At 33.5% G+C, this 22,833-nt stretch carries 19 protein-coding genes and 4 pseudogenes; 17 read left to right on the top strand and 6 right to left on the bottom strand.

Annotation, left to right across the window (positions count from 1 at the left end; translation table 11 throughout):
* Positions 1–77 precede the first annotated feature (77 nt).
* From ACYFX0_RS24395 to ACYFX0_RS24355, 9 genes and pseudogenes are all read left to right on the top strand, one after another.
* A complete protein-coding gene (locus ACYFX0_RS24395) occupies positions 78–479 on the top strand; it encodes a hypothetical protein (protein WP_223266669.1) in 402 nt (133 codons plus the stop codon).
* A 28-nt stretch (positions 480–507) separates the two neighbouring features.
* Positions 508–1,752: pseudogene (locus ACYFX0_RS24390) on the top strand (PoNi-like cognate immunity protein).
* 297 nt (positions 1,753–2,049) lie between these two features.
* A complete protein-coding gene (locus ACYFX0_RS24385) occupies positions 2,050–2,982 on the top strand; it encodes an AAA family ATPase (RefSeq protein WP_106081953.1) in 933 nt (310 codons plus the stop codon).
* A complete protein-coding gene (locus ACYFX0_RS24380) occupies positions 2,979–4,088 on the top strand; it encodes a DUF58 domain-containing protein (protein WP_001075946.1) in 1,110 nt (369 codons plus the stop codon). Before ACYFX0_RS24385 ends, ACYFX0_RS24380 begins: the two co-directional genes overlap by 4 nt.
* Positions 4,089–4,103: 15 nt before the next feature.
* Positions 4,104–4,837: pseudogene (locus ACYFX0_RS24375) on the top strand (signal peptidase II).
* 174 nt (positions 4,838–5,011) lie between these two features.
* Positions 5,012–5,518, top strand: coding sequence for a DUF3902 family protein (locus ACYFX0_RS24370; RefSeq protein ID WP_000843839.1), 507 nt, complete (start codon positions 5,012–5,014; stop codon positions 5,516–5,518).
* Positions 5,519–5,770: 252 nt separating this feature from the next.
* A complete protein-coding gene (locus ACYFX0_RS24365) occupies positions 5,771–6,937 on the top strand; it encodes a serine hydrolase domain-containing protein (protein WP_042598181.1) in 1,167 nt (388 codons plus the stop codon).
* A gap of 295 nt (positions 6,938–7,232) precedes the next feature.
* Positions 7,233–8,988, top strand: a pseudogene (locus ACYFX0_RS24360) (adenine deaminase C-terminal domain-containing protein).
* Between the two features lie 113 nt (positions 8,989–9,101).
* Positions 9,102–9,623, top strand: a complete 522-nt coding sequence (locus ACYFX0_RS24355) for a hypothetical protein (RefSeq protein ID WP_017763323.1) — start codon at positions 9,102–9,104, stop codon at positions 9,621–9,623.
* A gap of 125 nt (positions 9,624–9,748) precedes the next feature.
* Here ACYFX0_RS24355 and ACYFX0_RS24350 read toward each other — a convergent pair whose 3' ends face one another.
* Positions 9,749–11,128 (bottom strand): catalase, encoded by a 1,380-nt coding sequence (locus tag ACYFX0_RS24350; RefSeq protein ID WP_106081954.1) that lies wholly within the window; start codon positions 11,126–11,128, stop codon positions 9,749–9,751.
* A gap of 270 nt (positions 11,129–11,398) precedes the next feature.
* Here ACYFX0_RS24350 and ACYFX0_RS24345 point away from each other — a divergent pair, with 270 nt between their 5' ends.
* The 3 genes from ACYFX0_RS24345 (at position 11,399) to ACYFX0_RS24335 (ending at position 15,814) form a co-directional block, all read left to right on the top strand.
* Positions 11,399–12,616 (top strand): aspartate aminotransferase family protein, encoded by a 1,218-nt coding sequence (locus ACYFX0_RS24345; protein WP_001286468.1) that lies wholly within the window; start codon positions 11,399–11,401, stop codon positions 12,614–12,616.
* Between the two features lie 238 nt (positions 12,617–12,854).
* Positions 12,855–14,312, top strand: coding sequence for an MFS transporter (locus tag ACYFX0_RS24340; protein ID WP_001186930.1), 1,458 nt, complete (start codon positions 12,855–12,857; stop codon positions 14,310–14,312).
* A 653-nt stretch (positions 14,313–14,965) separates the two neighbouring features.
* Entirely contained in the window at positions 14,966–15,814 is an 849-nt protein-coding gene (locus tag ACYFX0_RS24335) for a P-loop NTPase family protein (protein WP_001093192.1), read from the top strand.
* A gap of 188 nt (positions 15,815–16,002) precedes the next feature.
* Here the strand turns inward: ACYFX0_RS24335 and ACYFX0_RS24330 are convergent, their stop codons facing one another.
* Genes ACYFX0_RS24330 through ACYFX0_RS24320 form a run of 3 tightly spaced genes read right to left on the bottom strand, consistent with a single transcriptional unit; the run spans position 16,003 to position 19,179 of the window.
* Positions 16,003–17,115 (bottom strand): DUF4018 domain-containing protein, encoded by a 1,113-nt coding sequence (locus ACYFX0_RS24330; RefSeq protein WP_106081955.1) that lies wholly within the window; start codon positions 17,113–17,115, stop codon positions 16,003–16,005.
* Positions 17,090–18,253: a DUF58 domain-containing protein gene (locus ACYFX0_RS24325; protein ID WP_017763319.1), complete on the bottom strand. Its 1,164-nt coding sequence runs from the start codon at positions 18,251–18,253 to the stop codon at positions 17,090–17,092. The genes ACYFX0_RS24330 and ACYFX0_RS24325 overlap by 26 nt, the downstream gene beginning before the upstream one ends.
* On the bottom strand, positions 18,250–19,179 hold the full coding sequence (locus ACYFX0_RS24320; protein WP_000581419.1) for an AAA family ATPase: 930 nt from the start codon (positions 19,177–19,179) through the stop codon (positions 18,250–18,252). The genes ACYFX0_RS24325 and ACYFX0_RS24320 overlap by 4 nt, the downstream gene beginning before the upstream one ends.
* A 206-nt stretch (positions 19,180–19,385) precedes the next feature.
* On the opposite strand from ACYFX0_RS24320, the gene ACYFX0_RS24315 reads away from it, so the two are divergent.
* On the top strand, positions 19,386–19,703 hold the full coding sequence (locus tag ACYFX0_RS24315; RefSeq protein ID WP_000991890.1) for a PadR family transcriptional regulator: 318 nt from the start codon (positions 19,386–19,388) through the stop codon (positions 19,701–19,703).
* A 7-nt stretch (positions 19,704–19,710) separates the two neighbouring features.
* On the top strand, positions 19,711–20,238 hold the full coding sequence (locus ACYFX0_RS24310) for a DUF2812 domain-containing protein (protein ID WP_000448309.1): 528 nt from the start codon (positions 19,711–19,713) through the stop codon (positions 20,236–20,238).
* Between the two features lie 109 nt (positions 20,239–20,347).
* Here ACYFX0_RS24310 and ACYFX0_RS24305 read toward each other — a convergent pair.
* Together ACYFX0_RS24305 and ACYFX0_RS24300 are read right to left on the bottom strand one after the other, a co-directional pair.
* Positions 20,348–20,626, bottom strand: a pseudogene (locus tag ACYFX0_RS24305) (hypothetical protein).
* 156 nt (positions 20,627–20,782) lie between these two features.
* Positions 20,783–21,028 (bottom strand): hypothetical protein, encoded by a 246-nt coding sequence (locus ACYFX0_RS24300; protein WP_000433605.1) that lies wholly within the window; start codon positions 21,026–21,028, stop codon positions 20,783–20,785.
* Between the two features lie 281 nt (positions 21,029–21,309).
* Here ACYFX0_RS24300 and ACYFX0_RS24295 point away from each other — a divergent pair, with 281 nt between their 5' ends.
* Genes ACYFX0_RS24295 through ACYFX0_RS24285 form a run of 3 tightly spaced genes read left to right on the top strand, consistent with a single transcriptional unit; the run spans position 21,310 to position 22,831 of the window.
* Entirely contained in the window at positions 21,310–21,693 is a 384-nt protein-coding gene (locus ACYFX0_RS24295; protein ID WP_000364500.1) for a VOC family protein, read from the top strand.
* A gap of 14 nt (positions 21,694–21,707) precedes the next feature.
* Entirely contained in the window at positions 21,708–22,250 is a 543-nt protein-coding gene (locus tag ACYFX0_RS24290) for a GNAT family N-acetyltransferase (RefSeq protein WP_000506642.1), read from the top strand.
* Entirely contained in the window at positions 22,250–22,831 is a 582-nt protein-coding gene (locus tag ACYFX0_RS24285; protein ID WP_000106089.1) for a kinase, read from the top strand. Before ACYFX0_RS24290 ends, ACYFX0_RS24285 begins: the two co-directional genes overlap by 1 nt.
* Positions 22,832–22,833 lie beyond the last annotated feature (2 nt).

The raw sequence follows: 22,833 nt of genomic DNA, 5'->3' as shown, positions 1-22,833 counted from the left end.
GTTGTAGAAGCCAAGAAAAATATTATGAAAAAAAGCAAAAAGGGAATTATGGTGAAATAAAATCTAGTGACAATTTATTGAATAATCAAAGTTTAAAAGAAGCTGGATTTGATTTAAAGCCAGTCGGAAAGAGTGCACCATCAGGCATAAATGATAAAATAGTAAAAGGAATTGATGGATTATATGAAAATGCAAATTCAAATATTAAATATGTTATTGATGAAGCTAAGTTTGGTAGTTCACAATTAGGGAAAACTAAAGATGGACGACAAATGTCAAATGATTGGTTGAATGGTGCGAAGACGCGAAAAAGTAGGATATTGAAGGCTGTTGATGGAGATATGAAATTATCAATAAAAATTACGAATGCATTGAAAAAAGGTGAAGTGGAAAGAGTACTATCAAAAGTTGATAGTACTGGGAACGTTAAAACTTATAGAATAGATGCAAAGGGAGACATTATTGGAGAATGGCCATAAGTATAGAAGCCAGGAGGAATTGAAAGGTATGAGAGATCATTTATGTATAGAAAAAAAATGTAGAGAAGTAATAGAATATAATAAAGAGTTTATTCAAGAGAATAGAGTTGAAATTAAAAGTTTAGAAGAAGATGAAAAAAGGTATTCAAAGGTATCCTAATGATAATATAAGTATCATAGAAGAATTCTATCAGTCAAATTTTATATACGATTTGGATAATGTTAATGCAAAATATTCCCTAGGAGAAGCTATCCATACAATAGAAGGAGATTTTGACAACGCTCTTATTAATTTGAAGCATATAGGAAAAAAAGAAGTTGGATATTTAAATCTAATTTGGATGATATCTCTAGGGATTTTATTAGAGACGGAGAAAAAGAATCTTGTAAGTTTAGCTAAGCTAGTTGAGAAGGAAAATATGAATGACGCAGTAATTGATTTCCTCTTATGCGCTAGTGATATCGGATACACAAAAGTGACGAATAGATATTATAAAGAAAATCCATATGCAAAAACGAGAGAGATTATAGAACTTGCACAAACAGATAAAAAAGAAGCATCTAAAAGATTACAAACGTACATGGAGAAAGAATGGTTTAAAGGCCATTATGATTATGAATGGAAAAATGCGCATAAAGAACCTGGATATGTAGGGTATTGGAGCTTTGAGACAGCTGCAATAGTAAAGATACTCGGACTTGATGATACAAGTTTAAAAGATAATAATCATTATCCATATGATTCGGCACATTATAAAAATGAAATGAAATTCAAGCATATAGACCTAAGTGAATATCACTATGAAGATGAGACAGAAGAAATCGAGGATATAGTAGAAGGAATTGAACATAATCCTGCATTGGAAAATATTATTCCGCCAAAATGGCATTCATTGGTCAATAAATTAATACATGATTATGAGAATATGGATGATAGTAGTTTTTATGAAAAATACAAAAAAACGATAGGAATAGGTCAAGTGTGGTTCTTACCACAAGAGTATGAAGAAGAAAATGAGCAAAAAAACTATTAGGAAATTTAATTGTGTTTGCCCTGACGGTAAGAGATTATATATTACAATTGGACTATAAAGAAGATTTAGAGGACTACATCGATAATCTTAAAAATTTCTGGAATGTTTCAGAAACAAAGTTAGTTCAATTTATTTTAGAGAATGATCAAAATTATTATGCATGGGTACCAAAAGAAGCAACCATCCCAAATATGTATGAAGTGAAGATAGAGAGTGTCGATGTAGAGGAAGTTCTATAATAAGCAAATTGAAATGGTTGTCATCATATGAAATGTTAGAATGCATTTTACTAGTTAATTGAAAACAATGCATGCGTGGCAGAAAAAAGGATGTATTGTTACTAAAAATTAGAGGGAAAGAAGGCTGTTGGATTGAGTTAAGCACCTTATTGTCAATATACGACAATAGGTGCTTTTTTGCGTGCAATGAAGAAAAAATAAAAGATTCATTTTCACTCTATTTCATCTTCGAATTACACGTTATAATTCGGAAAAATATTTTTAATTTTCAGATAATTAAAAGGTGGTAGATACTATATGAGTACATTAAAGAAGATTACTAATAATATTTCGAAAGTTATCATAGGAAAAGATGAATCGATTGAACTGGCAGCTATAGCTCTTATAGCAAGGGGGCATATTTTATTAGAAGATGTACCTGGGACAGGAAAAACATCATTAGCGAAAAGTTTGACTAAAAGGGTGGACGCTAAATTTCAAAGAATACAATTTACAGCGGATACTTTGCCTGGAGATGTTATTGGTCTTGAATATTTTGATGTGAAGGAATCGGATTTTAAAACGAGGTTAGGTCCTATTTTTGCAAATATCGTATTAGTGGATGAAATTAATCGAGCTGTACCGAGAACACAATCTTCGTTACTTGAGGTTATGGAAGAGCGTACTGTTACAATTGCGAAACAGACACATTCATTACCAGAACCTTTTTTAGTTATAGCAACGCAAAATCCACTCGAATCAGCGGGCACATTTCCGTTACCAGATGCTCAGTTAGACCGGTTTTTACTCACAATACGCCAAGGTTATCCTACGAGAGAAGCTGAAAAGGAAAAGATGAATCGGTTTCAAATGAATGATCCATTAGAAACGTTACATTCTATTATTTCAAGTGAAGAAATTATTACGATGCAAAAGCGTGCAAGAGAAGTGTTAGTAGGGAATGATGTGCAAGATTATCTCCTTGAAATTATTGAAGCAACTCGTAACCATGAGTTAATTGAAATTGGTGTAAGTCCTCGGGGAACGTTGGCATTTATGAGAGCAATTCAAGCACGGGCAATATTAAATGAAAGAGATTACTGTACGCCAGATGATATTAAGACGCTCGCTGCATCCGTTTGTGCTCATCGTTTAACGTTAACGATTGAGGGAGAGATGAAAACGACGAAAGAACAAATTATGAAAGAAATTCTTCATACGATTAGTGTGCCAGTGGAGAATGTACGATGAATCAACAGCTTGTGTATACACCTTTAGCGGAGCCTTTCGTAATGGGGGTTATGTCAGTTGTAGCCGTTATTTTAAGTGTATTTTCAAGTAATCTACTGTTTTTATCTCTCGTATTTTTATATGTAATTTTAATAGGTGCTATGCATGTATATATACGTAAAGTTTCTCGCGTTGAATGGGAATACAGTCAAGGGAATTCGAACGTTTTTATAGGTGAAACGAATATGTGCAAAATGAAAATTTCAAACAAGTCGATATTTCCTATTCTTAATATCGTATTTCGATTTAAATGTGAAAATAAGCTAACTTGGAATCATGATGAAATAAACAAAAATCATAGTACAGGTTCAAATTATTATATGAATTTTAATTTAAAAGGAAGGGAGTCAGTTTCATTTGATTTGCAAGCTGTAGCGTTAAAAAGAGGCATCGCGAAATGGGAAGAAGTTGAAATTGTGATTACTGATCTCTTTGGATTTATAACGAACCATATAACATATAAACAAGTTGATACGCCCTCTTATTTAGTCTTACCAGCTGTTCCGAAAATACAAGTTCCTGAATTACAAGAATGGTCACGAGGATTTCGAAAAGCGATGTCTTCACCCTTATATGATGAAACGAAAGTAATGGGAGTAAAGTCTTATGAAAATGAAGATTTTCGTTCCATCCACTGGAGTGCAACAGCGAAAACAGGGACGCTAACTGCGAAAAAGTATGAGCGAACACAATGTGATAAATACGCGATTTATCTCAACTTGCAAAATAAAAGTGGTGTTTCTTTGCGAAATGATATAGAGGAACTAATTGAATTAACAGCAGGTATATGCAAACAACTTCTTATGCAAAACTGTTCGTTTGAAGTATGGATCAATAGTGTAAAAGATAACGGTTTGCTACATATAAAAAATGGGGATAATCGGAAACATTTGCAAAATGTATTAAAGGTACTTGCCTCGATATCAGACCAAGATACGCCTATATCTTCTTCTTACTTTTACACAGCAGGCTTTCGTCGAAAGGAACTGGATGCGGTTCCTTTAATTATTGGTACTTCACCAAAGAAATACAGTAGAACGAATAAATGGATTGTAATGAAAGAATAAGAAGGGGCTTATATCATGGTGAATAAAAAGCGACATATGAAAGTGAAGTTATGGAGTGTGAGAACTTTAATCATACTTTTCTTTGCGATTAGTGCGATAACGTTATCACAAGGTGTTGTGTATGTACAAGACATAGTAAAAGAGCGTTTTTTCAGTAAGACTAAGACAATATCGGAAAGAAATTATGATGTTACTAGTATAGGGGGAAATTTAGATGAGTCCGAAAAAGATGAAGATGAAGAAGTAGGAGATACAGGTATAAGAACGAAAACGGATAGAAAATTTCAGCCTTTCGAAAGAGAAAGTCTATGGAGTGACGTGCTTTCTGTTCTTTCAAATGCATGGATTACTATAGTTTTTTATGTAATAATCGCAATATCAATTATATATTCCATCTACAAGTATATTAGGAAAAGGTTGACGAAAACAGAAATAGTACAGGAGAAAGAATCGATCACAAAGCAAACTGCGGTAAGAAGCATAAAGAATGAAAAAGTCATTATTCAGTCAGAGCAGCCATTACCTTCAGATAAGATAAGAAAAACGTTAGTTGAATGGGAAAGAACTTTACCATTTCACGAAAAGCGAAGATCCTATGAAACGATGCAACAATGGCTAAAGAGAGTTTGTAGAACGAGAGATATTATTCCGGTATATGAGTCTGTTCGATATGGTGAAAAGACGTACAAGGAGTTAGATGTAGAAAAAATAATGAGTTGGTAGAGGGAGACGGGAAGGTGGATACTTAAATGGCCACCTTTTCTTTTTTATAGGGAAATTTGATTAACATGAATTATTTTCTTATATGAAACCGTCTTCAAATAAGAAAATGAAATAAACTTTATTTACTTATATTTCATTGCATGTTAACCTATACTTAATTTTTATAAATTATAATTAATTTTTTAGGGTGTGAAAATGTAATGAAATCGGTATTAAAAAGCATACTTATTTCCTTTGTTTTTTCTGCAGTAGGCATGTGTTGGTTACTGTACGTATTATTCAAAGGGGACGGAGACTGGTTATTGTCTTGGATAGGTGTATTAATGGCATATTTATCTTTATATACTTTAATAGATTTATATTGTAAAAATACATACGATAAAAAAATAAATAAATGGCTTATAAAAACATCGGTAACTAGTTTTAGTTTTGCTGTATTAGGAATCTCATTTTGTATCATACATGAGCTATTAACACCATGGAGTCTTAGTTTAATGGTGTGGTATTGGTTGCTAATGTTAGTATTATTTTTAACGACTATAATATCATTAATCAGTTTAGTATTTGTTAATCGTAAAAATCATAATTTCACTGTTGGATATAGAATGCTCATACTTCTAAATGTATTTCTTACATTGGGACCAGTATTATGGCCGCTATTACTTTCTATTATTGGAAATGGTATGAATGCTAGTGCGGGCTGGTAAAAAGGAATTTAAATTAGTTGTGTAAAGAATAGGATGAAAAGTTAATATAGAATTTTAAATGTTTATGAGAACATGTTTACATAAAAAATGAAAACATGTTCTCTTTTTATTTGCATGCATAACTCTTCCTCAGTTTACTGTATTTAAACGTAAGTATTTCGTAAGGAATGGATAAGAAAAAAGAGAGATTTATCATATAGGATGAAAGTATAGCTTGAATTAATGCGATATTAATGGAGGAGACAAAGCCTTATGAAAAAATGTAATTCAATTAAGTTGGCAAGTTTAGCAGCTTTATTAGCGGGTACTACCCTATTCACACCTGGTTTTACTGTGACTGCAGAGTCAACTCAAAATATTTCTAGTTCGTCACAAGTACATGATCAAAAGAATCGTAATGGCTGGAAACAAGTAATGCAGGAAACAGTACAGCTTGGTGCTGTAGGGATATTAGCTAAGGCGTCTAACAACGGAAAAACTAGTAGTTTTACTGCTGGCGTGGCGGACTTAAGTACAAAGAAACCGTTGAAACCGGATTATCGCTTTCGGATTGGTAGTGTGACGAAGACGTTTACTGCGACGACTGTTCTTCAATTAGTAGGAGAAAAGCGCTTACAACTTGACGATCCAATTGAAAAGTGGCTTCCGGGTCTTATTCAAGGAAATGGGTATGATGGCAACCAAATTACGATACGACAACTTTTGAATCATACGAGTGGTATCGCTGAATACTTAAAGTCAAAAGACGCGGACATAATGAATTCGAAAAAAACGTATACAGCAGAAGAAATAGTGAAAATAGGCCTTTCGCTGCCTCCAGATTTCTCGCCGGGTAAAGACTGGTTGTATTCAAACACAGGATACGTAATACTAGGAATGCTTATTGAAAAAATAACTGGAAATAGTTATGCGGAAGAAATCGAAAAGCGAATTATTGAACCTTTGGACCTATCAAATACGTTTTTACCAGGAAATTCACCCGTCATCCCAGGAAAGAATCATGCTCGTGGATATGTGAAAATAGAGGGAACAGGCGAGTTGAAAGATATTACGTATTATAATCCGAGTTTAGCTAATGCAGCTGGAGATATGATTTCTAATGCGGATGATTTAAATAAGTTCTTTTCAGCTTTACTCGGTGGTAAGTTACTAAAGGAACGCGAGCTAAAAGAAATGCTTACTACAGTTCCAATAGAAGGAAAAGGGGTTGGTGACGCATACGGTCTTGGAATCTATGAGACTAAACTTCCAAACGGTGTTTCAGTTTGGGGGCATGGAGGAGGAATTCCTGGATTTACAACTTTTGCTGGGGGAGTAATTGGAGGCAAACATACATTGGCTATCAGTCTCAACTCTATAGGTGGAGTCGATATTGTTCCGCAGTTAAATAAAATGATGCAAATTGAATTTAATAAATAGATGAAAAGAAAATGAATAGAATTTTGTTATAGTTGCATTTATGATATGGCATCAAGTGTATTTCAAAGTGAAAATCAAACTTAATGCTTACGATAAAAATAAAAAGAATGTCAGTTGCATGGCATTCTTTTTATTTTGAAGAAAAGAAATGTATTTATTTCTGAAAATTGTTATTTTTATAATCTTTTCATATAATGAAAGTAATAGGGGGTATAAAGGGGAGTTATGAATAGATGATACTTTAGTTTGTTAATTATTTCTAATATTAACTAATATAACAGTGGAGTTGAATACAATGGGACAAAATCATTTTAAATGGAGTAATAAGCAATTACGAGAACATGTTGAAGTACTAGACGGCACAAGAAGTCCACACATATTATTAAAGAATGCAACATATTTAAATTCCTATATGCGCGAGTGGATGACAGCGCACATTTGGATATATAATGATCGAATTGTATATGTAGGGGAGCAGCTGCCAAAGCAATTAACGGAGTGTGAAGTTGTTGATTGTGAAGGAAAGTATGTCGTACCCGGTTACATAGAACCCCATGCACATCCATATCAGTTGTATAACCCAGAGACGCTAGCGAATCATGCGATGCAGTTTGGGACAACAACTTTTATTAATGATAATTTAACTTTATTTTTTACATTAAAGCGTGAAGAAGCATTTCGTTTATTAGATGAATTCAATAAGATTCCAGCAAGTATGTATTGGTGGTGCCGTTTTGATGGACAGACTGAAATTACAAAACGGGGAATCTTTGTTTAATAGTGAAGAAATAGTAGAGTGGCTACAGCATGAAGCGGTGATTCAAGGCGGCGAGCTAACAGCATGGCCCAAATTATTACATGGTGATGATGAAATGTTACATTGGGTGCAGGAAACGAAACGATTACATAAAAAAGTAGAAGGACATTTTCCAGGTGCATCTGAAACGACTTTAGCGAAGTTAAAACTGTTAGGTACAGATTGTGATCATGAGGCGATGACAGGGCAGGAAGCTTTCGCTCGTCTTATGCAAGGTTACACTGTTTCCCTAAGAAATTCTTCAATCCGTCCAGATTTAGAAGTTTTACTGAAAGAATTGTTGGAACTAGGCGTAAAGCAGTTTGATAGATTTATTCTTACTACAGACGGCTCACATCCTTCGTTTTATGCAAATGGAATGACAAACGTTATGATTTCTACCGCGATAAAACAAGGAGTGCCAGTAATAGATGCATACCATATGGCAAGTTATAATATTGCTCGCTATTATAATATGGAGCATGTGCATGGTTCAATTGCGACAGGTAGAATCGCCAATGTCAATATTTTAGAAAGTAAAGAAAATCCGGTGCCAACGAGTGTAATCGCAAAAGGACAATGGGTAAAGCGTGATAGAGTAAACAAAAATGAATCGTTACTTATAGAATGGAGTAACTTCAAAGTAACTCCACTACTGTTAGACTGGACCATAGAAAAAGAGGATATGGTTTTTTCTAATAAAGCAGGTATACACTTATTGAATAACGTTATAACAAAACCATACGTTAGCGAAATCGACTTAGGCCTTAATGAACTGTCTATTGTTCATGATGAATGTTTCCTCATGATGATTGCCCGTGATGGCAGTTGGCGAGTGAATACAGTTGTGAAAGGTTTTGCGAATGAATTAGGTGGCCTTGCTAGTTCTTATTCAGGTACAGGCGATATCATTCTTATTGGAAAGAGTAAAGAAGATATGCTTACAGCTTTTCATAGAGTAAAAGAGCTTGGCGGAGGGATTGTAATTGCTGAAAAGAATGAAGTATTGCACGAAATTGCATTACCATTGCTCGGGATTATGTCGGATGTAAAGATGAGTGAATTAATACAAGAAGAGAAAAAGATGGTGAACTTACTGCAAGCGCGAGGATATGCTTATAACGATCCAGCATTTACGATTTTATTCTTTTCTGCGACGCACTTGCCTTTTATACGAGTAACACCTATAGGATTATATGATGTGAAAAGTAGTAAGGTAGTTGCCCCGCCCGTGAATTTGATAAAGCAATATTAAAAGGAAAGGTCCTATAAAAAATTTATTTTATAGGACCTTTCTCATTTCTAGCATAAGAATATTGTAAGCCTCAAATAATATAGTATCTAAATCATTTGAGGTGATATGTAATTATGAAAAAAATATTGTACATCTTAAGCATATTTATTTTGTGTGTATCGATACAACACGTTGTACATTCTCAAACAGATGCACCAAAGTTAACTTCAGATTGTCTCGAAGAAAGTAAAATTCGGGATGAAAAGTATGTGGAAAATATTATGAAGGACATTAAATCCGTATTTCATTTGAATTTTGATGAAGGTGGCTTTTGGGAAGTTAATAAAAGAGATTTAGAAGCTGCACATTTAATGTATGGTGGTCGGATTGATGATACGTATTATAATTCGTTAACTAAAGTTTTTGAAAGTGGTGGATATAGAGGAGAGCCAAGATTGTTTGTAAAGCCGCTTGAAGCATTTTTACTCTATAAAGAAATAGACGATACAAATGTGATAAAACACCTTGAACTTGAAAAAGGGGAATGGGTTGTTACTGAAACGCAAAAGAAGCAAGGGAAAATAGTGGAATACAAACCGTTGCAATGTGAAAAAGATTATTTGAAAAAGAGATATGAGTATCATAATCCCAAATGAAATAACGGAAATTTTGAAGGAGAAAAATTTCGTTAATACTTGTAAATGAGGCGGTAGAAATTCCTAGTAATTTCGCCATAAAAAAAACGTCATTTTATAGATTAAAAATGACGTTTTTTTTATTCTCAAAGCTTTTGTATTGCACTCTCAATTTTATTCACCAAATCAGCTGACACTTTATGAAAATACCCCAAAACTACCTTTCGAATATCATCGGATATAACTTTCAAATCACTAGCTAAGTTTTCAGCGAGATGTTCTTTTTCTATCGGCTGTAACTTCGTATAAAATTCACCAGCCTGCGTAAAGTCATTTTGTTTTGTTATAGAAGTTCTTTCAAGTTTACCTTCAACGTATCTTCCGTCACCGCTCGTTATTTGCTTAGTCGGTGTCCAATCTTGCTGCTGGTTAATCGTTAATTTGCGAAATTCGGGACCAATTCTTCTTCGTTGTGAATCACTGTAAATATTAGCGCGCCCTTGCAGCATTTTATCATCTGATAGTTCTGCACCATCCAGTAAATTAGAAGGGGAAAATGCGACTTTTTCTACTTGTTCCATAAAATTTTCAGGATTTTTATTTAATACCATTTTCCCGACTGGTATGAGAGGATACGTCTGTTCATCCCATACTTTTGTGTCATCTAAAGGATCATAAGATAGGTGCGCTTCATCTTTCGGATCCATGAGCTGGACGTATAAGCCATACTCCACTGGTTTACCATTTTCAATTGCATCATATAAATCTTTCCCGCTATAATCAGGATTTTCGGCAGCTAGTTTAATTGCTTCTTTACTAGTAATGTACTGTACACCTTCAAATGGGTACCAATGATACTTTACATACTTTCGATTACCTTCCGCATTTCTCCAAATGTATGTATTTACACTATGTCCTGGTATGTGGCGAAGACTTTTGACTGTACCATTATTAGAGTATAAACGGACAACAAAATGAATAGATTCAGGTGCTTTAGCGACAAAACTCCAAAATCTATTAGGGTCTATTAAGTTATTTTTAGGTGAAGGCAATAATGCTTTAATTGTTTCAGGGAAACGCATAGGATCACGAACAGAAAAAACAGGGATGTGATTGCATAAAAGGTCAAAAATGCCTTCTTTCGTATAAAATTTTGTGGAAAAACCGCGTACATTTCTAGAAGTATCCGGTGTTCCTTTCGTACTAACAGCTAACGAAAATCGCACCATAACAGGAACTTTCTCATTAGAATTTTGTAAAAAACTTAATTTAGTATGTTCAAACATCGGATAGATCGTTTGAAAATAACCGAACGCACCAAAACCTTTTACATGAACAGGTCTTTCTAAAATTTTTTCATGAATAAATTCTTGTAATGACTCATGCAGTACACTATCTTGCTCTAGTACAGGCCCGCGCGCACCAATTGTTTGCGAATGAAGTTTAGCTGGTTCAGTAAATTCTCGATGTTTATTAAACTCTTCTTCTAATAAATTTTTCCTATTTTTATCATATTTTTCATTCATCGATATAGCCTCCAAATTTTTTCGTCGATTGTTACTAAATATGATTTTATAGTCTTGATTATGTATGACATGCAAAGTTCAAAGCAGTAACATACCGCTAGATGAAAAAAACACATATGTAGTGGACCTGTTGAAATAGAAGAAATTATGGAAAAATGAATATCGTGAAGAAAATGACTATTAAAATTTCAATCTGAAAAATGAATTTATACATGACTTTATAGAGAATGAACAGAAATAAACAGGGAAAATAACTAGGAGGAATTTAGCATGTCGGATTGGTTTCAATTAGATAAAGAATATATGATGTCTACATATTGTCGTACAGAGGTTGCAATGGAAAGGGGAGAAGGGTGTAAACTGTATGATGTAGATGGTAAAGAGTATTTAGATTTATTTTCTGGCGTAGGAGTAAATGTATTAGGATATAATCATCCTAAAATTGTACAAACGACAATGGAGCAAGTTGCGAAATCGTTGCATTTACCGTTTCATTTTTTAAACCCAGTTGCAATTGAGTATGCAAAGAAATTAGTAGGTTGTACTTTAAAAAGCGGAAAAGTCTTTTTTACAAACTCTGGTACGGAAGCGACAGAAACGACATTAAAATTAATTGATAAATATAGATCTATTGCGAATGAAGAGCGTGATGGAGTAGTTGTGTTAAAAGATAGTTTTCACGGGAGGACGTTAGGGGCACTACATTTTACGAGACAAGAAAAAGTATATCAAAATTTTCCTAAAACATCTATTCCTGTATATGAAGTAGAGCGCGAGAATATAGACCAATTAGAAGAAACCATTATTAAAGAAAATCCAATTGCGATTATGCTAGAGCCTGTTTTAGGTAGCGGGGGGATTTATCCTTTATCAAGTGAATATTTACATGGTGTTCAAAATTTATGTAAAAAATATAATGTACTTCTTGTCGTTGATGAAGTTCAAAGTGGAATGGGTCGAACGGGAAAACTATTTGCTTATCAAAATTTTAATATTACACCGGACATTATTCAAATCGGTAAAGGAGCAGGAGGTGGGATACCGCTAGGGGGAATTATTGTAGGTGAAAAGTTATGTGATGTATTTTCACCAGGAGATCACGGGACAACGTTTGCTCACTCATCAATGGGAACAGCATTAGGTTTAACTGTATTAAATACATTACTTGATGATGGGTTAATGCAAGAAGCTTATGAAACGTCACTATATTTAAATGACAAACTGCAAGACATTCAGAAAGAAAATTCTTATTATATTCAGGAAGTGCGTCATGCGGGGATGATGTTTGGGATAAGTGTGAATGACACGAATGAAAATGTGAAGAAATTACAGATTGAGTTAATGAATAAAGGGATGTTAGTCGATGTAACACAAGGGAATATTATTCGATTACTTCCGCCGTATATTATTACGAAAGAGGAAATTGACGCATTCACTTATGAATTTATTTCCTGTGTTCATAACATAGCTGCTACAGCAAGTATTTAAAAAAATATAAAAAAATATAAAAAGCTAAAGAAGCCGCTATTTTAGCGGCTTCTTTAGCTTTTTAAAATAGTAAATTACTTAACATAGAGAGCATCTCATTGGACAAATAATTAATTATGTGAAACAATAATAACAGATAAGGAGACGTTAATTTTCCTTAAGTGCTTCGAATTAATTTTATTCAATAAGAGAAGGTGTGCTTAAAGAAGTTAAATTAAATAAGGAGCTGTTTTATTATATGCAACAAAATAATGATTTAAATTTTGAACCTCAAGACGTTAATATTGTCAATCCTAAACAAGCCAGGAAAGCAGTAATTGCTACTGGTATAGGAAACGCAATGGAGTGGTTTGACTTCGGATTATACGCGTATTTAGCGGTTATTTTAAGTCAATTATTCTTCTCAGGTGTTGATAATAGTGGATTGCAGCTTGTACTTACATTCGGTACATTTGCAGCAGCCTTTCTCGTTCGACCAATCGGAGGTGTATTCTTTGGTAGAATAGGAGATAAGTACGGCCGAAAAATCGTGTTAAGTACTACTATTATTTTAATGGCACTTTCTACATTATTCATCGCATTACTACCAACCTATGAACAAATTGGTGTATGGGCACCAATACTACTTTTAGTTGCCCGAATGATTCAAGGCTTCTCTACAGGCGGCGAATATTCAGGTGCAATGGTTTATATCGCAGAATCTTCTCCAGATAAAAAGCGTGGTATACTCGGTAGTGGTCTTGAAATTGGAACACTCTCAGGTTACATTGCTGCATCGGTAATTGTTACCATTTTGACGTTATTGTTAACAGATGAGCAAATGCTCAGCTGGGGATGGCGTATTCCGTTCTTAGTAGCTGCACCAATTGGTTTGGTCGGTTTATACTTACGCCGTCATCTAGATGAATCTCCAATCTTTGAAGAGATGGAAAAAGCACAAGAGGAATCTGAAGACAATGAACAATTTTCATTTATGGATATTATTAAATATCACAAAAAAGACTTCTTATTAAGCACAGTAATTGTCGCCTTCTTTAATATTACAAATTATATGATTCTTTCGTATATTCCTTCTTATCTAACTCAAGTACTTAAAGTCGAAGAAACAACAGGCTTATTAATTATTTCTATTACGATGGCACTTATGATTCCACTAGCACTATATTTTGGTAAGTTAAGTGATAAAATTGGTAATAAACGCGTTGTGCAAATTGGTTTACTTGGTTTAACTGTATTTGCAATTCCAGCATTTTTACTAATAGGTAACGGACATATTGCAGCTATATTTGCAGGTATTTTCGTACTAGGTTTCTTCTTAAGTGTATATGAAGGAACATTACCTTCATTATTACCATCACTCTTTTTCACCGATGTACGTTATCGAGCACTTTCGATCTCATTTAATATTTCTGTATCGATATTCGGTGGAACAACACCGCTCGTATGTTCATACTTAGTTCATGCAACTGGTAACCCGCTCGCACCGGCATTTTATTTAGCAGGTGTAAGTATTATTGGATTAGTTGTATTTAGTGTACTATTTGTTACGACTTCAGGGCGTGCGCTAAAAGGTTCATATCCTACAGTAGAAACGAAAAAAGAAGCACACCTAATCGCTAAAGAAGACCCTGAAGAAACACTTTGGTGGCATGAAGAGTCATTAGAAATTGAAGCAGGGAAGAATGCTTCCATTTAAAAAGCAACGTAGAAGTATAAAAAGACTCCTATGAATAAATAACGGGTTCAGTTACGGGAGAGAAAATATAAAATAACAAACAAAAAAGGGATGTAAATCACATATGATTTAGCATCCCTTTTTATATTGTTATTAAAATGTTTAAGCACTTTTATGTACTCTTGCTATTTTATATACTAAAACCATTGCTAAATTGGTTGTCTAGAAAGACCTTTAATGATAGCTCGTGGAGATGGTAAAAGTTATATCCATTCTAATTTTAATCCAAAATACGCACAAATGGCTCTAACGATAATTCGAACCCATTATAACTTTTGTATACCATTTACCACAAACGAAGGGAAAAAGAAAACAGTAAAAACACCAGTATAACGATTAGGTATTACTGGAAAATAGTTTGATTTAAAAGATATAATTTAATTTAGATAGTTCACTCAAATAATGGTGGACTATATTTTTTAAAAGGTAAATGGAAAATTACGTTAAAATAATTATAGAGATTGTGAAAAAATGTTCTTAAACTAACGGTCAGGTTACTTTAAGCAGGATTTTTCAAAGGAAATGGTGAATATCATATTTTGAAGGGGTGATTGCAGTGAAGTAAGTGATTTTTTTATCTTGGTTAAATACTTTGAAGAAAGGGATTTATAATTATGAACACAAAACTAATAATAGTAGAAGGTTTACCTGGATTTGGAAAATCAACCACTGCAAAGCTAATAAATGAAATTCTAAGCCAAAATAAAATTGAAGTTGAACTATTTTTAGAGGGAAATTTGAACCATCCAGCCGACTATGATGGTGTATCTTGTTTTAATAAATTTGAATTTGATAGATTATTATCTAACAGTGGAGATTTTAAAGAAGTGCTTCTTAAAAGAGTTCTAAAAAAAGGAAGCAATTATTTATTACCATACAGAAAGATAAAAAATGAGTTTGGTGATCAGTTTTCGGACGAATTATTTAACGATATTTCAAAAAACGATATATATGAATTGCCATTCGATAAAAATGTTGAATTAATTGCTGACAAATGGAATGACTTTACTGAAAGTGCTCTAGAAGACAATAAGGTTTATATCTTTGAATGTTGTTTCATACAAAACTCATTAACTATTGGGATGATTAAATATGGTGAACAAAAAGAAAAAATAATAAATTATGTAATGAAAGTTGCAAAAATCATAGAGAATTTAAATCCAATGTTATTGTATGTAGAACAAGATAATCTTGAATTTTCATTTAGGAAGGCACTAAAAGAAAGAACTCCAGAATGGTCCACAGGAATCGTCGACTATTACACTAACCAAGGCTATGGGAAAGAACATAATCATTCAGGTGTAGAAGGAGCGATAAAAGTTCTTGAAGCTAGAAGGAATTTAGAATTAGAAATATTCGATATGTTAAAAATGAAAAAAGAAAAAATCAATAATACAAAATATGAAATTGACTCATATAGCTCAATGTTAAAAGATAAGTTAACAATACAAATGGTGAAATAGCTTTTTGCACTAACTGGTACTTTAGTTGAAGAAGGAAATGAAAACGCTCAGAATATTTTCTGAGCGTTTTAGTTTGCTATTTATAATGCGAAATACATACAAATTATTGTGTTATTTCTAATGGTTATTAGCATTTTTCTCTCCCTAAACTGAGCACATGAATGAAAAAATAGGAGTCTTTTGTTGTCTTATTTCTTTCTTTTCTTCAAATGTTTTTGATATGCATAAAGCTTATGAATCTCTTCCTTAAATTCATGCAGAAGTACAGTGTTTTCACCATTTGAATAACGCACAGTATTATAAGCGTCTATAATAATATCACTTTGAATATTTACATCTTCTTCATCGTTTATTCTTTCTAGCCAAGCCTCAACAGTTTCTCCCCGTTTTCTATTTAAAGGAGGGGTTAACTTACTCTCTAGCTTGAAAATTTCCTTCCGAATTTCGTTATGCGGCGGTTTATTTCGTTTAAAACGATTTTGGTTCGTTCCTTCTTTATTAGTAATAATAGTAGATTCGAAGGCGGGCATATTTGGTAAACTGAATTGTTTTCGGTTTTTTACTATTTTCCAAACGACGTAAATAGCGATAGCTGTACATGCTATTATGGTAATGCTATTTATGAGTGTGGGGTCAAAATCAGGAAGTTTTTCCCCATTGTCTTCAATTTTAGGTTTTAAGAGATGCCCTTTACTTGCCCAAACCCCTTCAGTATCTTTCAATTCAGCTGCTGAAAATAACGGATTGATAGCGTATCCGACTCCTAACGCGACTACTTCTGTGATAAAGCTAAAAATAAGACGAATAAAAGGAAAAACTTGAACAAGTACTATACTCATTACACCAATCGTAATGATAGAAATGAAACGTAATAACTGTTGATTCCGATTTGCCCCAGTTAACCAAAATGTAATCATAATGTGTATAACTAATAGTAACAGCTTCCACAAAGGTGGAAAGGGCGCATAAAATATGGCTGAAATACCAAACCAAACAATACCGCCTAATGATTTTTGTACCGGATATCCTGGTCCGACTACATGTACGATAAAGAAGAAAAGCGGTAACATAATTGCGCCGAATAGAGAGAATGGGAGAAGGAAAGAACAACCGATTATTTGAGTAATGAACAGTATGACAAATCCTGTTGTTTTTTTCTTCATGAATTTATAAATAAGAAATACGCCTACATAGCCTGTTGCTAAAAATATGGAAATAGCAACAAGGTCATCCCTGTCTGTTAATAATGAAAGGAGGAGAAGCAAAATAAAGTCATTAACGTGATAGAGCCAAGTTTTCAACGGATTCCACCATCCCTTCGCTATTAATGAGGAACGTTGGCTGCGAGAGAAGAGGGAGTTCATTTTTCTGTAAACCAATGTATATCATTGTAGACGAACGTTCTCTCTTTCTCGTTACATAATGAAGGAATCCTTGTTTCGGAAGTAACGTACTATCATCTGAAATACGTGCTAATTCTTCTAAAGCTTTTGCATATTGTGTTTGCCCTTCATATAAAGATAAATGTAATGCACCACCTTCTGCTAATACACTAATAAATAATTCAAACGGTATTTGCTGCTTCGTTGCATATTGGCAAATGTATGTTGCAAATGAAATTAAATCTTCAACGTTATCTTTCCAACCAAACCCGCGATCGGCAGCTAAAGAAAGACAAATGGTCCAACTATAATTTTTTACAGGTTCATATTGCTTCGCTTGTAATTCCTGCATTTTAGCAGATGCCTTCCAATGAATAGAGCGGAAAGACTCACGCTCATATCGTTTAACACCGATAATAGATGTTTCATCATTGTAAAAAGAAAAATTCGTTCGATAAGAACCAGTTAGAAGCTGCTGAAGTTCTTGCAACCCTGCGACTTCTTTAGGAGAAGGGTACACAATAATTTCAGTTTTTAACTTATCGAAAACGGGTAGGTGTACAGTTAATAAATGAAAAGGATCTTTTAATACACATTCAAACTGTTCAATTTGAAACACACCACGTTTCGTTGTAGTTAATGTTAAATCCCACTTTTGTGCCGAATGTGCAGGTTGTGAAAATGGAAAAGAGAATAACGTTTTTGATATTTGTTCAATTCCTTGATCTTTATGCTGTATAAGAGACGAATCTAAATGAAAATAACAAACACCATTAACGAGTGGTATGTTTGCACCGTTTTTCAAATGAATAAAAAACTGTCCAGATTCATCAGGGAAAAGCCGAGTGGTTTGTTTCTCGTTTATAACTTCAAATTTTTTCTCTATGTAAGCGACATATTTATAAATGAAAATCGCAAATAAATAATAGGAGAAAAAGAGAAACATTATAATTCGTTGCGGCATAAAAAACGTAAATAGTATAGCGCCTGGCACAGTTAGTTGAATAATATGGAGTTGAAAAAATAAAGGTACAGTTACAACACGCTGTCCATTCATGCTTGCTCAATCTCCACAGGTACGTCAATTTCTTTTAAAATACTTTGCATAATATCATTTTTAGTCGTGCGCAGGGCACCTTCCATTGATAAGACAATACGGTGATTCCAAACAGAAGGAGCTAAAAATTGTATATCTTCAGGGGTGCAATATTCTCTCCCGCGTAAGAAGGCTAATGCTTGAACTGCGCGCACTAAAGAAAGTGTGGCACGTGGGCTTACACCGTTAGCGATATAATCGTGATTTCGAGTAGCTTGCGCAAGTTTAATTATGTAATGTTCTAACGGTTCTGATATGAAAATTTCTTTTATTCTTTTCTGTGATTCTAATATATCTTCTAATGAGATAACAGGTGTGACACGTTCTAATGGTATATCGTTACGAAAACGTCGCATCATTTGTAACTCATCTTTAGGAGTAGGATAACCGATTGAAATCGTCATTAAAAAGCGATCAAGCTGTGCATCTGGAAGAGGGAAAGTCCCTTGTGATTCAATTGGGTTTTGCGTTGCAATAACAAAGAACGGTTTCGGGAGAGGAGTAGACTGTTTTTCAAGCGTCACTTGTCGCTCTTCCATCGCTTCTAACAAACTAGACTGTGTTCTCGGCATTGCACGGTTAATTTCATCTGCTAGCAAAATGTTTGTCATAACTGGCCCAAGTCTTAACTCAAATTCGCTTGTTTTTGGGTTAAAGTATTCAATACCTGTTACATCACTTGGAAGTACATCAGGGGTGAATTGAACACGAGAAAAACTACCACCAATACTTTTGGAAATGGTTTTCGCCAGTAACGTTTTCCCAGTACCAGGCACGTCTTCGAGTAGTGCATGTCCATCAGCAAGAAGTGAAACGAGCAGTAGATCAATAACATTTTCTTTCCCAACAAACACAGATCCGATGTTTTCTTTCAATTTATGTATCATATGTACCATTCCTTTCATTATAAAAGAGCTAATATTTCTATATTTTAACAAATTATTCAGAAAATTTGTATGGTTTTTTAATTCAAAGAAATGGATATTTAATTATTAAATTACTCTTGCATATTTTGGAATATGATTATACAATATCGATATATGATGTATCGCAAGTCGATATATCATAAGGCGATGCATCGGAGGTAGTTATAATGAATGCGAAGGCGCAAAAATATATTCCGTTAACTGAGGCGACATATTACATACTGTTATCACTAGTGAAACCAATGCACGGATATGGAATTATGCAAATGGTAGAAGAGATGACAAATGGGGAAGTAAAGCTTGGTCCTGGTACTTTATACGGGAATACGACGAAGTTACTAAAAGAGAAGTTAATTGTTGAAGTTGCCTCTACAGATAGAAAGAAGTGCTATGAGTTAACGCCGTTTGGGAGAGAAGTGCTGGAACTGGAGTACAACAGATTACAGCGGTCTGTAAAGAATGGAAACAGTATATTAGGGGAGTGAATGGAAGATGGAGACAAAGAAGATATTCAAACCTTTCGCAGTATGGAGCTTAGAAAAAGAAGAAGCGTATTTACGTAAAATGCATCAACAAGGCTGGGCGTTACAAAAGTATAACGTAATGTATAGGTTTAAGAAAACTGAGCCGAAAGATGTAGTATATAAAGCAGACTTTAGATTAGAGTATAAAGATTCGACAGAAAAACAAAAAGAATATATCGAAATATATGAAATGTGTGGTTGGAAACATGTAACGAGTTTTGCGAAGTGGAATTACTTTTGTAAAGAAGTAGAAGAGGAAAATGAGTTACCTGATATTTATTCAGACAAAGAAACGAAGATACAAAAACTTGTTGAATTGATACAGTTCGTTGCAATTATGTTTGTAATGTTAATTCCAGTGCTTTACTTATGTTTTCTTGGAGTATCAGAATCAGGATTATATAAAGGTATGGTAGGGTTTTTAGTTTGTATATATTTATATGCGTTTATTAATTTATTTAGGAAGATTAAAAAGTTAAAAAAGGAAATATTTTAACAAAGAGTGATATTCTTAGAGAAGATATATATTGATGGGAATCAACTTCTCTAATTTCTATATATATTTTTTTTGTTCATTCTTTTTTATATAATAAAAGACCAACTTTTTAATTCATAGAACTAACAGTTACAAAGATAATATCAGTAACAACACCTAAAAAAATCATAAATGAAGAAGAAATAATCAACAATAACGAACTAGCAATTAATATTAATTTATTAGATTTTTGATTTTAAAAATGGTAGTAAAGTAAAAGACTACAAATAGTAGAAACAATCCATATTGTTAGATCGTAAGGAGTCGTTATTTTCTCCCAATCGAAGATCCAAAAGTAAAAGATGACTATATGACAAGTTAATAGTAGAAATATTGATGGAAGCGTTATCTTTTTATTGTTTGTTTTACCTCTCTTATGTAAACATTTCTAAAAGAGTGCGAAGTTTAACATATAATAAGGAAGAAACACATTTTTAATTAAGTTATTAAACGGAAAAATCCCTTATAGAAAAATCTATTTCTATAAGGGATAATAATGTTTTTATTAGAAAGACTGATTTTGAGCAGGTTTAATAAATTGTTCTGGGTTTTCAACAAGCCCACATACAGCGCATTGGACGCGATAAGTAGGTCCTTGATAGGCCATATGAAAAGCATTCATCGTGTCATTTGTATATTCTTCTTCTACTTGACCAGTTTGTGGATTTAATTTGACTGGTTTTACTTGTTGCTCAAGAATATTAAAGCGAGTACGGTTCGTTTTACAACTTGGACATAGCATTGGTTCCATATGTATACACCTCCATTTGTATCATTTCTTAAACTCTTTAATTTTATGCAAGCAAAAAACTTTCTCAATATAAATAGGTGTTTAATGTATTTAAAATTCAGAAAAAATAAAATATAATAAAAGTACGAACTGGTTATGTCCAAACCAAATCTCCTGTTTTATGCCAATAAGCTGGGGGGCCGAGAAATCGGCCTCATTTTTTTTGCTCATTACTACAAAGAACAAGGTTTTTATGAGACTTTTGTCGAAATTTTAGGGGTAGATATAAAGGGGGATGTAAAATGGATTTGAAAATGAAGTACATCATTTTATATGTAGAAAAGTTTGAGGAATGTTTAAAATTCTATAAAGATATTTTACAGTTACCTATAAAAGCAGAGCACGGTACATATATTGAATTTAATACTGGAACTACCATTTTAGCGATGAATACGCGGCAAGATGTGAAAGAATTAACAGGACTACCGCTTACAGAAGGTGAATTACAGTCTTCTCATTTCGAATTAGGATTCGTTGTTGAGAATGTACAAGAAACGATTGAGCAATTTAGAGAACAAGGTATTAAGATTTTAGTTGAACCTATTGTAAAACCGTGGGGACAAACAATTTCTTACATTGCTGATCCAGATGGAAATTATATTGAAATTTGTAGTTCATTAGAATAGAGGGAGAAAGAGAGATGGGATTTCCGAAACTAGAAACAGAACGTTTATTCTTAAGAGAACTTACACTATTAGATGCGGAAACGATGTTCCGTTATTTTTCGAAAGAATCTGTTATACGTTATTTCGGAATGGATTCTTTCCAAAATATTGAGCAAGCGAAAACAACGATTCAAACGTTTAAAAATCGTTATGAAGAAGGAAGTGTATTTCGCTGGGGAATCGAGAAAAAAGGGACGGGCCAATTAATTGGGACGTGTGGATTTCATTTAATTAACAATCATCATAGACGAGCTGAAATTGGTTATGAATTAGATGATACATATTGGGGACAAGGGTACGCAACGGAAGCGTTACAGGCGATTTTAGCTTACGGGTTTGAAACATTGCAACTTATAAGAATTGCTGCTGTTGTATATGTAGAAAATAAAGCTTCTCAAAAATTATTAAGTAAAGCAGGGTTTCAAGAAGAAGGATTACTTCGAAAACATATGATTCAAAATGGAGTTGCTCATGATACTATTTTATATTCTTTATTAAAAGAAGAGTGGAAGAAGTAATGAGCACAAACGAACTTATAAAGATTATGAAGAAGCATAGGGAAAATAGATTCATTTTAGGTATAGATGGTTTAAGTCGATCTGGAAAAACAACATTCGTAGCAAATTTAAAAGAAAATATGAAACAAGAAGGCATTCCGTTTCATATTTTTCATATTGATGATCACATAGTGGAGCGTAATAAACGCTATCATACAGGATATGAAGAATGGTATGAGTATTATTGTTTACAGTGGGATATTCCATACTTGAGGCAGAAGTTTTTTCAGAAGTTACAACATGAGACAAAACTGACTTTGCCTTTTTATCAAGAGGAAACAGACTCATGTGAAATGAAAAAAGTACAGATTCCTATTGTAGGCGTAATTGTTATTGAAGGAGTCTTTCTACAGCGAAAAGAATGGAGAGATTTCTTTCATTATATGGTCTATTTGGACTGTCCAAGAGAGACAAGGTTTCTACGTGAGAGTGAAAAAACGCAGAAAAACCTTTCAAAGTTTGAAAATAGGTATTGGAAAGCAGAGGATTATTACTTAGAAATGGAATTGCCGAAGGATAGGGCGGATTTAGTCATTGAATGATT

It is taken from the genome of Bacillus sp. NEAU-Y102, from assembly GCF_054788175.1.
The sequence above is the reverse complement of the archived record's forward strand: the minus strand, read 5'-3'. Positions and strand labels throughout refer to the sequence as shown.